Origin of the sequence: Chryseomicrobium aureum, from assembly GCF_016909155.1 — a bacterium.
GTDB lineage: Bacteria > Bacillota > Bacilli > Bacillales_A > Planococcaceae > Chryseomicrobium > Chryseomicrobium aureum.
This window is the reverse complement of record NZ_JAFBFG010000006.1, coordinates 90,720-102,098: the sequence shown is the minus strand read 5'-3', so window position 1 is coordinate 102,098 and position 11,379 is coordinate 90,720. Positions and strand designations below refer to the sequence as shown.

Here is an 11,379-nt window from a genome sequence, read left to right as displayed (position 1 = left end):
ACCTGAAAATATCGTATGATGAGGGGATTTTTTTGTCCATAGCTGAAAGCTCTCAGGAACCCCCTGCATTGCAGGGGGTATTCAGATTACAAAAAGAACCTGTGCTTTATGCACAGGTCCACAATTAGTTGGTTTGTAAGGATTCGAGCCACTCGTCAGTGCCTTGGAAGTAGAGTCCACGTTTTTCTAAGCGTTCGATTGCCTCTGGATGACTCGGATCTTCACGTAACAATTCTAAAGTAGAATGTAAGTGCTCCGTTTCTAATGATTTAAGCTCGATTTCTCCATTCATGGAGTCTTCCAAGATGGCAATGGCTCCGTCCAAATCCCCTCGTCCTGCGACAATGATTGCCCTATCATAATTACTAGCTTCAGGACTATAGGATAAATCATAGGTCAACCGTTCCTGTAAGATTTTCTCCCCGGCATCGAAGTCCAGTTCACCCAGAACCAATCTGCGTAAACTAGATAAATATTGTCCGTACATCGGAAAATAGACCTCTTCTTGAAAAGCCGTCCATTCTTCCTCCCATTCACTTGCCGGAATTTCATAGGTCCGATCAAAATATGTTCTATCCTTAGCCAGCGTCTCTTCATAACGGTCAATTAGAAAACTTTGTGTCGTCACGTCTTCTGGGATTTGATACAGGTCACGAATTTCTTCTTCAATTACTGCGTAGTCATCCGTGAGAAGCCACTTTTGAAATTGTTCCGTGCTCGCTCCATGAATCAATTCCGACGTTAAAATTTGCCCGTATGTATAGACATCTTGCGTGTGATTATTCATTTGCAAGATTTTACTGGATGCATCTGCAAACGAGAGATTTTTATAGTTATCAAATGGTCCAAGCATCAAGGAACCTGTCATTGCTTCGGCAAATCCTTCTTCTAGCCAATGAGGAATCCTTACGTGTTTTCCCGCTTCTTGCAATTGGAACTGGTGGACGCGGTAATGCGTGTACTCATGAATGAAGATTTTTTCCCAGTACAGTGTATTCTCAAGCATGTCGATGCGCCCCGTAATAATTGAATATACGCCAGCCATATTGCCGTCCATTTCTAACAGCTGAAGAGTCGAAGCATTTCTATGTAATTCAATCTCTGGTTTTTCTCCTTCTGCTAGAGGGGAAAGATAACGATCAAGCTGCGCTTCCATACGCGGGAATAATTCTTCCATAATGGCGACTTTATGTTCATTGTCTTCTGTTACATAATACGTCGCATACTTCCCGTCTACTCGGTATGAATCATCTTGCATCGTCGTCTGTCCTGTCAGACGCGCATACCAACGCACTTTCTCTTTCACTGATTCGTCCACATTCCCCGCTTGGATCACAAACGCATTGCCGAATGCCAACAGCACAATGGCGAGTCCGGCCGCTAACGATGTCACGAGAACGACCGTCCCGCTCCAACGGGAACGAATGCCAAGCCGTGGCAATTTGCCAACGACAAGAGCGACAAGTGAGATAATAAATATCGCAAATGGCACAAACCAAAGCACAATACCCCAAAGCATGCCGATCAATTCATCATACGAAAAAATAAGGTAGCCACTTCCACCTAAAAACAACACCATGACGACTAGGAACAACAAAAACTTCAAAAACCCCTTCATCCAACCTTCCTTTCATTCCCCCTTAATTTGTACGAAGGATTTCTAATATAGTGACGAGCCATAAGATTCCGAGGATACCAAAGCCAATCCATACTCGAAAACGTATCGCTGCTTTTCCTGCATCACTCAGCTGCGGATCTTCTTTGTATTTCCAGCGCTCGAAGAGAAACTCTGCCTCTTCTGGGTGGCGAAGCGCAAAAATCCCTAGCAGTACAAACACGATTGTTATACACACCAAGAAAAACATGGAGGGTACCCCTTTCCATCTCTTATTTCTAGTGTATACGATTCAAGATGGACATTGTTTCAAAAAATAGAATCATTCTCAGAATCGTAGAAAAAATGTTCTTATCGAACAATGCTATTGACTTTTATGTTCATAGGTAACATAATGATGTTTGAAGTGAACAATAAAGCGTTTTCATTAGGTGGAGGTTACGGTATGTCTATGAAGAGAAAAAAACACATTATGGAATTGTTACAACAGCAAGGCACCTTAGAAATCGCTGAGTTAACAGAACATTTCCAAGTGTCTTCTATGACCATTCGCCGGGATTTAGATCAATTAGAGAACGAAAAGAAATTGATACGTACGTATGGAGGAGCTACCTTAGCCCATCCACTAAAGTCTGAGCGTAGTTTTTCTGATAAACAATTGGAAATGCTTGAACAGAAACAACAAATAGCAGAACACGCCATTCCGTTCATTCAACCAGGGATGACATTATTACTTGACTCAGGAACCACTACACTTGAAATTGCGAAGCGACTTTCCGATATCGAACATCTTACAGTGGTAACAAACGATATCCAAATTGCTGCTGTTCTTATGAATTCGAAATTAGACGTCTATCTACTTGGAGGGCGCGTTCAAAATGATGTAGGCGCTGTATTTGGCAATCATGCCGAAGAAATGCTTAAAGAATTGCATGTCGACCTTTTCTTCCTTGGGGCACATGCTATCCATCCCTCCTTTGGGATTACAGCACCTACAATTGAAAAAGCCGCACTAAAGCGTGAGATGATTCGTGCAGCTGAACAAGTCTACCTCGTCGCAGACACGTCAAAATTCAATCAGAAAGCTTTCGCGAAAGTGTGTGACCTCTCTTCGATTACTGGAATTATTACAGATGATTCGTTACCGAAAGAGATCTATACACAATATAAGGAACTTGCGGAACTAAAAAAGGTTGTGAAGAAATGAAGATTGGAATTATAGCAGATGATTTAACAGGGGCGAATGCAACCGGTGTTCGTCTTGCCAAAAATGGATTTTCAAGTGCGACGGTCGTTTTTGGTGGGCCTATCCCTCAAAATGGGGGCGTATCCGCCATTTGTATCGACACAGATAGTCGGTATGTCGATCAAGAACTAGCAAAAGTGCGCGTTCAAGATGCCTATCACAAGCTCGCTGCTTGGGACGCTCAGATATTCGCAAAGCGAATTGATAGCACCATTAGAGGTAATTTAGGAATCGAGACGGACACCTTACTAAATGAGCTCGGTCCGGAAGCGGTAGCTATTGTAGTGGCTTCCTATCCCGATTCAGGTCGAGTGACATCAGGGGGGTACTTACTAGTTGATGGTATTCCTGTTCAAGAAACGGATGTTGCAAAAGATCCTATGAATCCCATTACACAATCGCATGTCCCTACTCTCTTTAGTGAGCAAAGTTCTCATCCAGTAGCTCATGTAGGACTAGACATTGTTTTACAAGGTTGTGCTGCAATCAAACCTAAGTTACAACAACTCGTGGAAGCAGGTTCTCGCATCATTGTTTTAGATGCCGTAACGAACGAAGAAGTAGACCATATTGCGGAAGCGATGGCAGAACTCAGCACCATTTCTTGGGTACCTGTTGATCCAGGTCCCCTTACAGCAACTTATGGAAGATTAATGGCACATCAAAGTGTAGCTCCAAAAAAGTGGATCTTTTCTATTGGAAGCATTACCCCGCTTACAGGGAGACAACTCCGCTATCTAATTGATAAGACGAACGCGAAACCTGTCTATGTGGACGTGAAGAAACTGGCATCCACAACTTCAAGTTGGGACACAGAAATCGAACGTGCCATCAAGGAAGGCTTAACTCGCTTGAACCAAGAGGACGTTTTAATTATTACTACGTATTCACCATCGGGTCAGGTGCTCAATTTAACAGAACTTGGACAGAAGGAAGGCGTGACGTCAACCGTCCTTGCCAAACGTATTACAGAAGGCCTCGCAACTATCAGTACACAGATTATGACACAGACCAATCATGTAATCGGAGGAACCTTCTCAAGCGGCGGGGATGTAACAGCTGCGATTTGTTCCGTGAGCCAAGCGGAAGCCATCGGTCTTGAAGACGAAGTTATTCCTCTGGCTGCCTATGGCACATTTATCGGAGGGCTTCTAAATGGCATCTCTGTCGTCACGAAAGGCGGAATGGTTGGCGATAAACAATCGATTTATCAATGTTTCACATTTCTAAAAACTAAAAACCAAGAAGGAAGTGGCGAAGAATGACAAACGAACGCGCAATTATTGCAATCCCAATGGGAGATGCAGCAGGAATTGGACCAGAAATCACGGTAAAATCTCTAGCTAAACAAGAAATTTATGATGCATGTAAACCTCTTGTCGTCGGAGATGCAAAAATCATCGAAAAGGCAATCGAAGTAACAGACGTGAAATTGTCTGTTCGTACAGTAACCTCACCTGCAGAGGGGAAATATGAATTCGGAACCGTAAATGTTTTAGATTTAAACAATATTGACCTTTCTACTTGGGAGGCTGGTCAAGTATCTGCACAATGTGGTCAAGCTTCTTTTGAATACATCAAGAAGTCTGTCGAACTAGCAAAAGCTGGTGAAGTCGCTGCTTTGGCAACTACACCAATCAACAAAGAATCTTTAAAAGCTGCGAATGTACCATACATTGGACATACAGAAATGTTAGAGGACCTTGGAAACACGCCAGACCCACTAACTATGTTCCAAGTGCATGACTTACGTATCTTCTTCTTGACGCGTCATGTATCTGTAAAAGAAGCCATTGATCAGATGACGAAAGAGCGTGTGAGAGACTACTTGAACCGTTGTGATAAAGCATTGCAACGCCTAGGTCTTGAAAATCGTAAACTTGCTGTAGCTGGATTGAATCCACACAGTGGAGAAAATGGACTTTTCGGTCGAGAAGAACTAGATGAAATTGCACCGGGAATTGAGGCAGCACGCGCGGATGGAATTGACGCACATGGTCCAGTACCAGCTGATTCAGTCTTCTTCCAAGCTTTACACGGGAAATACGATGCCGTCCTCTCTCTTTATCATGATCAAGGGCACATCGCCGCTAAAATGACGGACTTCCACCGTACGATCTCTATTACGAATGGCCTTCCTTTCCTTCGTACATCTGTTGACCATGGTACGGCATTCGATATCGCATGGAAGAACATTGCATCAAGTGTCAGCATGGAAGAATGTATCAAACTCGCTGCAACATATGCACCGAAGTTCACAGCAGATTCTATCTAACTAGTAGGAACTTGGAAGGGGTTCTCCCCTTCCTTCCCATATATTAAAAATGAAAGGGGTTACATGGGGATGACTCTTGAGACTCAAATGATGTTAGGATTAGTTTTAGGTGTTACTGTTCTTATTTTACTCGTTTTAAAAACGAAGATTCATGCATTTCTAGCTTTAATCATTGCTGCTTCCATTACAGGTTTAGTGGGGGGAATGGCTCCACTGGATGTAGCAGATTCGATATCTTTAGGATTCGGGAATACACTCGCTTCCATCGGGATCATTATTGGTTTTGGTGTAATGATGGGACGAATCTTAGAAGTAACAGGTGCCGCTGAAAAGCTTGCCTATACATTGATCAAATTTGTTGGGAAACGCAAAGAGGAATGGGCAATGGCAATTGCCGGTTATATTGTATCCATTCCAATTTTTGTTGATTCGGCTTTCGTTATTTTAAATCCTTTAGTACGTGCCTTATCATCAAAAACAGGTAAATCCGTTGTTACGTTAGGTGTAGCTTTAGCCATCGGTCTCGTTGCGACTCACCACGCCGTCCCTCCAACTCCAGGTCCATTAGGAGTTGCTGGTATCTTCGGAGTTGATGTCGGTTTAATGATTTTATGGGGATTAATTTTTGCTGTGCCGATTATTATTGTAGGCGTATTTTATGCTCAATGGGTCGGGAAGCGCATCTATCAAATTCCAAGTGAAGATGGATTAGGCTTCGTCCGTCCTGAAAATGTTTCTGCCTATGATGAATTTATTGCTCTTTCATCTGAGCGTGAAAAAGAGCTTCCGTCGTTATTCAAATCAATTTTACCGATTTTATTACCGATTGTTCTTATCTTTATTAATACCACTTTAACCGCACTCGAGATTTCGGGTGGGGCAATTGATTACCTTCTCTTCTTAGGAAAGCCAGTCATTGCGGTCGCATTAGGTTTAGTGGCTGCCATCTATGCTCTAGCGAATCGCTTGAAACGTGAGGAAGCACTCGAGCGTATGGAAGAAGGAATGACAACTGCTGGTATCATTTTACTAGTTACCGGTGCCGGTGGTGCGTTGGGGCAGGTTCTGCGTGAAAGTGGCGCGGGTGACTATATTGCGCAAGTGATTGCAGACTTACCGCTTCCAGCCATTTTGATTCCTTTCTTCGTTGCTACTTTGGTTCGTCTGATCCAGGGAAGTGGAACGGTTGCTATGATTACAGCGGCATCTATCTCTGCACCGATCTTAGCGAACCTAGATGTGAACTTAGCATTAGCTGCGCAAGCGGCGGCATTAGGTGCCATGATTTTCTCTTACTTCAACGACTCCATGTTCTGGGTCGTCAACCGCATGCTCGGCATCAAAAATGTCAAAGAACAAATCATGGTGTGGTCAGTCCCAACAACTTTAGCTTGGGCAACATCATTAGTTATGCTTCTCATCGCCAATATGTTCTTTGGTTAATATCTGTATATCAAAAAACGCCTTTTCCGTTTAGGAAAGGCGTTTTTTACTATTAGATGTACGTCGTCACAGCCCCAAATCCAAGAGCAAGTAAAATCACAACTGCCGGATGCAGTTTTACACGTTCCAATAAGATATAAGCGCCAATCACTAAAAACACGGTGATCCACGCCCCATTTATTTCATAGGAATCAAAAAAGAATTGAAAGGTAAGGACGACCAACAGAACCGCAATAACCGGACGAACCCATTTCGTTAGGTTTTTCACATACGGCGAATTTTTGTAGCGCCATAGAATGTTTAGTAGCACAATCATCATCAGGAGGGAGGGACCGACACTCGCAAAGAGAGCAACCATCGCCCCGAGCACACCTGCTTGATCATACCCTACAAATCCAGCCATCTTCGTCGCAATCGGTCCCGGAAGCGCGTTTGCGGCAGCAACCATTTCCGAGAACTCCGGGTTGGTCATCCAGCCGTAGCGATCCACGACCTCCACTTGTACGAGTGGAATAGCAGCAGGTCCTCCTCCGTACCCGAGAATTCCCGGAATCAAGAAGGCGAGAAACAGTTCCCAGTAAATCATAGGCGTTTCCTCCTTTTCGTGAGAAGTGGCGAGAAGATGAGTGCAAACACTGCAAGAATCACAAAGGCTGGGTGAATGTTCAATACATACATGGCAACATAAGCAATGACAATCGCAAATATGGCTTTTGCCCAGCCAATCGAATCCCCAGATTTTTTCACAAAATCCCATGCGAGGACCCCAAGCATGACAGTCACCACTGGGATGACTGCGCTGGCCATATTGTTCACCACCGGTAGATCTTTATACGCTGCTAATAAGTTGAGCAACAGAATCACCGCAATGACTGTAGGCACTACATTGACCACAAGGGCAATCAGTAGCCCCAGCATGCCCGCCACGCGGTACCCGATATAGCCCGCCATCTTCGTGGCAATCGGTCCCGGCATTGTATTGGCGAGGGCAAGGATATCACCAAATTCGTCATCGGTCATCCATTTATATTTCTTCACTGCCTCTGTATGAACTAACGGGATAGAAGACGGTCCGCCTCCAAATCCGAAGATCCCAACGCGGAAGAATCCAAGCGCCAGTTCTTTGTAAAGACGACCAGTCGAGCGTTCATCTGCTGTCTTTACATGTTGACGTGCTACCAAGCAGCGACTGATCCATCTGTCCGTGATTCGGTCCCACCTTGGAGTACGCCCGTTTCAGGATCTCGCCAAATGATTTGACCACGTCCAAAACTTCCTCCATCCGGTAAGACCTGTACTGTATGTCCTTTGCGAATCAATGCCTGAACCAAGTAGTTCGGGAATTCCGGTTCGACATGAATCGTCTTTCCTTCAATCCACTGCCATCTTGGCATATCTAGTGTCGCTTGCGGATTCAAGTGATGGTCTACTGTACTTGCAACGACCTGGAAGTGTCCTTGTGGCTGCATGTATCCACCCATGACACCAAACGGTCCAACGGCTTTGCCATCTTTTGAAAGGAATCCAGGTATAATCGTGTGATACGTTCGTTTCCCTGGCTTTAAGTAGTTTGGATGTTCCGGATCCAGCGAGAAATCATGCCCACGGTTCTGTAGGGCAATCCCTGTACCTGGCACAACTATGCCTGAACCGAAGCCCATATAGTTACTTTGAATATAAGAAATCATGTTGCCTTCATTATCTGCCGCTGCTAAATAGACTGTACCTCCGCGCGGAAGATCGTATGGTTCCGGTTGAAGTGCTTCGTCACCAATAAGTTTCGCACGTTTCGATGCATACTCATCTGAAAGCAGATGCTGCGGGTCAACTGGCATTTCACTCGGTTCCGTAATAAATGCTTTGCCATCTGTGAACGCAAGTTTCATCGCTTCGATTTGACGGTGTAAGCTGTCGACATCCTGCCAATGATTTTCACCTGTTTTCTCGAAGATTTTTAATGCCATTTGTGCAATCATGCCTTGTCCGTTAGGAGGAATTTCCCACACATCATAGCCTTTGTAATTGGCCGATAACGGTTCTACCCATTCGGGTTCATACGCAGCAAGATCTTCTTTTGATAAATACCCGCCGTGTTTTTTCATGAAAGTATCCATCTGATCGGCAAGTTCACCTTTATAAAAGGCTTCCGCTTCCGTTTCTGCAATCGCACGTAACGTCGATGCATGTCCTGATGAAGACCATAGCTCACCAATCTTCGGAGCTTCCCCAGATGGCGCGAATGTCTCGAACCAACCTGCAAACTCTTCCGACGTATGCGTTTCTTTAAACTTCTTATGCGCAAGGCCCCAGAACTTTCCGAGGATTGGGGAGATCGGGTACCCTCCTTCTGCGTAGCGGATGGCAGGGGCCAACACGTCTTTTAGCGGCAGCTTTCCAAATTTCTTTGATAGGGCTACCCACCCAGCAGGAACGCCAGGAACCGTCACAGGAAGTACGCCAAACACAGGGACATTTTTGTGTCCCGCTTCTTTCAATTTATCAGCAGAAATGGACTGTGGCGCAGGTCCGGAAGCGTTCAATCCGTGTAACTTGTCCTTTACCCAGACAAGAGCAAAGGCGTCGCCACCGATTCCATTTGATGTCGGTTCAACAACTGTCAATGCGGCTGCAGTTGCAATGGCTGCATCAATGGCGTTTCCACCTTGTTTTAAAATATCTAGTCCTGCTTGGGCAGCAAGTGGTTGAGATGTTGCCACCATGCCGTTTTTTCCAAATACGGTATTTCGTTTCCCTGGAAAGGGATGGTATAAATAATCCACTATACGTCAGCTCCTTCGAGTATACTCTTTCCTGCAAAATGACAGGCTGCAAAATGCTCTGGTTGATATTCTTGCCATTCTGGTTTGGATTGGACACAGACGTCTTGGGCAATCGGACAACGTGTATGGAATGGACACCCACTTGGTGGGTTTGCCGGATTCGGTAAATCCCCTTGTAAGCGCACTCGTTTCACGTTGGCATGGACGGATGGGCGTGGAATAGCTGAGAGAAGCGCTTGAGTATACGGATGAAGAGGGGTTTCAAAAAGTTCTTCTACTTTCGCTAATTCTACACTGTTTCCTAAATACATTACTAAGACGCGGTCACAGAAATATCGTACCACACCTAAGTCGTGAGAGATGAATAGATAGCTAAGGTTATATTTCTCTTGAATGGTTTTTAATAACTTTAAGACTTGCGCTTGAACGGAAACATCGAGCGCGGAGACCGCTTCATCACAAATGATAAACGATGGATTTAATGCGATCGCTCGTGCAATTCCGATGCGTTGTCGTTGTCCTCCACTAAATTCATGAGGATACCGATCAAAATGTTCTTCTTTTAGACCTACTTCTTTCAGCAGATCTACGACAGCATCTCTTTTTTCTTTCGCAGAAAGATTTGTATGCATCGAGAACACTTCTACAAGGGCATCGCCTACACGCTGTCTAGGATTTAAAGAAGCATAAGGATCTTGGAAGATCATTTGCATTTCTTTCACAAACTTCTTCTTTTCATGGCGTTTTAAATTTTGGATTTCCTGGTCACGATAGTACACTTGACCATCTGTAATCTCTTCTAATCCTAAAATGGTTCGACCTAGAGTGGACTTCCCACAACCGGATTCTCCGACGACACCCAAACTTTCGCCTTCCATCAGTTCAAAGGAAACGGATTCAACGGCCTTCACATGCCCTTGAACGCGCTTAAGTAAACCACCTTTAATCGGAAAATACTTTTTAACGTTGTGCAACTTTAAGAGGGGCGTCTTCGCTTCTTGTTGCTGTTCCTTCGTCGTTTGTGCCAACACCATCAGATACTGCCTCCTCTCTTGTTAACCAACAACTTACATAATGCCCGTTCCCTAAGTCATCTTCCGGGGGAACCTGCTGGCGGCATCGGTCCATTGCAAATAGACAACGCGGGTGGAACCGACACCCTTGAATTTGCTCGGTCAAACTTGGCAAGGTTCCAGGAATTGGGTGAAGCTCAAATGTTGGGTCATCCACATTTGGCACCGAACCAAGTAATCCTCTTGTATATGGATGCTTCGGTCGATCAAAGATTTCCTCTACTGGACCTTCCTCAATTTTTTGGCCAGCATACATGACCATCACACGGTCTGCAACTTCAGCCACAACACCCATATCATGAGTAATAAACATGACCCCCATATCCAGACGGTCTTTCAGTTCATTAATCAGATCTAAGATCTGCGCTTGAATCGTAACATCTAACGCTGTTGTCGGTTCATCTGCAATCAATAACCCCGGGTCGCCGGCTAATGCAATGGCAATCATCACACGCTGGCGCATTCCCCCACTCAGTTCATGCGGGTATTGATTCATTCGCTTTTCTGGATAAGGAATCCCTACTTGATTCAGTAATTCGATACCACGAGTCGTCGCTTGTTGCTTCGACATTCCATGATGAATCATCAGTGGTTCTCTTAGTTGATAGCCCACCGTCAAAACTGGGTTTAAAGCCGTCATAGGCTCTTGAAAAATCATCGATATTTCAGAGCCGCGCATCAATCTCTTTTTTTCCGCTGAGAGATTGTGGATGGCTTCGCCTTTATACCGAACTTCTCCATTAGCAATACGTCCATTTTCAGGTAAAAGTCCAATGACGGAAAGAGATGTAATACTCTTTCCGCAACCAGACTCCCCTACGATACAGAGAGTTTCTCCTTTTCGAACTGAAAAGGTGACATCCCGAACCGCTTGGACTGGACCTTCCTTTGTACGGAATTCAGTAACCAAGTTGTTAACTTCAAGTAATGTCTCCTTCATCGAATCT

At 44.6% G+C, this 11,379-nt stretch carries 11 protein-coding genes; 4 read left to right on the top strand and 7 right to left on the bottom strand.

The features are described from left to right. Positions 1-124: 124 nt before the first annotated feature. Positions 125-1,618 carry an AI-2E family transporter gene (locus tag JOD03_RS06750; RefSeq protein ID WP_204590079.1) on the bottom strand — a complete coding sequence of 498 codons (1,494 nt, stop codon included), beginning with the start codon at positions 1,616-1,618 and terminating at the stop codon, positions 125-127. Between the two features lie 22 nt (positions 1,619-1,640). Further along, complete coding sequence (locus tag JOD03_RS06745) at positions 1,641-1,865, bottom strand: DUF6199 family natural product biosynthesis protein (RefSeq protein WP_204590078.1); 225 nt, start codon at positions 1,863-1,865, stop codon at positions 1,641-1,643. A 195-nt stretch (positions 1,866-2,060) separates the two neighbouring features. Here JOD03_RS06745 and JOD03_RS06740 point away from each other — a divergent pair, with 195 nt between their 5' ends. From JOD03_RS06740 to JOD03_RS06725, 4 genes are all read left to right on the top strand, one after another. Next, a complete protein-coding gene (locus JOD03_RS06740; protein ID WP_204590077.1) occupies positions 2,061-2,822 on the top strand; it encodes a DeoR/GlpR family DNA-binding transcription regulator in 762 nt (253 codons plus the stop codon). Further along, the gene (locus JOD03_RS06735; protein ID WP_204590076.1) at positions 2,819-4,126 is read left to right on the top strand and encodes a four-carbon acid sugar kinase family protein; all 1,308 of its coding nucleotides are present in this window, start codon (positions 2,819-2,821) and stop codon (positions 4,124-4,126) included. Before JOD03_RS06740 ends, JOD03_RS06735 begins: the two co-directional genes overlap by 4 nt. Then, positions 4,123-5,136, top strand: a complete 1,014-nt coding sequence (pdxA, locus tag JOD03_RS06730) for a 4-hydroxythreonine-4-phosphate dehydrogenase PdxA (protein WP_204590075.1) — start codon at positions 4,123-4,125, stop codon at positions 5,134-5,136. Before JOD03_RS06735 ends, pdxA begins: the two co-directional genes overlap by 4 nt. A 69-nt stretch (positions 5,137-5,205) precedes the next feature. Next, positions 5,206-6,579: a GntP family permease gene (locus JOD03_RS06725; RefSeq protein ID WP_204590074.1), complete on the top strand. Its 1,374-nt coding sequence runs from the start codon at positions 5,206-5,208 to the stop codon at positions 6,577-6,579. Positions 6,580-6,631: 52 nt separating this feature from the next. Here JOD03_RS06725 and JOD03_RS06720 read toward each other — a convergent pair whose 3' ends face one another. From JOD03_RS06720 to JOD03_RS06700, 5 genes are read right to left on the bottom strand one after another with little or no spacing between them, the layout of a single operon-like run. Then, positions 6,632-7,165 (bottom strand): chromate transporter, encoded by a 534-nt coding sequence (locus tag JOD03_RS06720; RefSeq protein ID WP_204590073.1) that lies wholly within the window; start codon positions 7,163-7,165, stop codon positions 6,632-6,634. Beyond that, complete coding sequence (locus JOD03_RS06715) at positions 7,162-7,761, bottom strand: chromate transporter (protein ID WP_204590072.1); 600 nt, start codon at positions 7,759-7,761, stop codon at positions 7,162-7,164. Before JOD03_RS06715 ends, JOD03_RS06720 begins: the two co-directional genes overlap by 4 nt. After that, complete coding sequence (locus tag JOD03_RS06710; protein WP_204590071.1) at positions 7,755-9,359, bottom strand: gamma-glutamyltransferase; 1,605 nt, start codon at positions 9,357-9,359, stop codon at positions 7,755-7,757. The genes JOD03_RS06715 and JOD03_RS06710 overlap by 7 nt, the downstream gene beginning before the upstream one ends. After that, the gene (locus JOD03_RS06705; RefSeq protein WP_204590070.1) at positions 9,359-10,393 is read right to left on the bottom strand and encodes an ABC transporter ATP-binding protein; all 1,035 of its coding nucleotides are present in this window, start codon (positions 10,391-10,393) and stop codon (positions 9,359-9,361) included. The genes JOD03_RS06710 and JOD03_RS06705 overlap by 1 nt, the downstream gene beginning before the upstream one ends. Further along, positions 10,320-11,372 (bottom strand): ABC transporter ATP-binding protein, encoded by a 1,053-nt coding sequence (locus JOD03_RS06700; RefSeq protein WP_204590069.1) that lies wholly within the window; start codon positions 11,370-11,372, stop codon positions 10,320-10,322. The genes JOD03_RS06705 and JOD03_RS06700 overlap by 74 nt, the downstream gene beginning before the upstream one ends. Between the last annotated feature and the right edge of the window lie 7 nt (positions 11,373-11,379).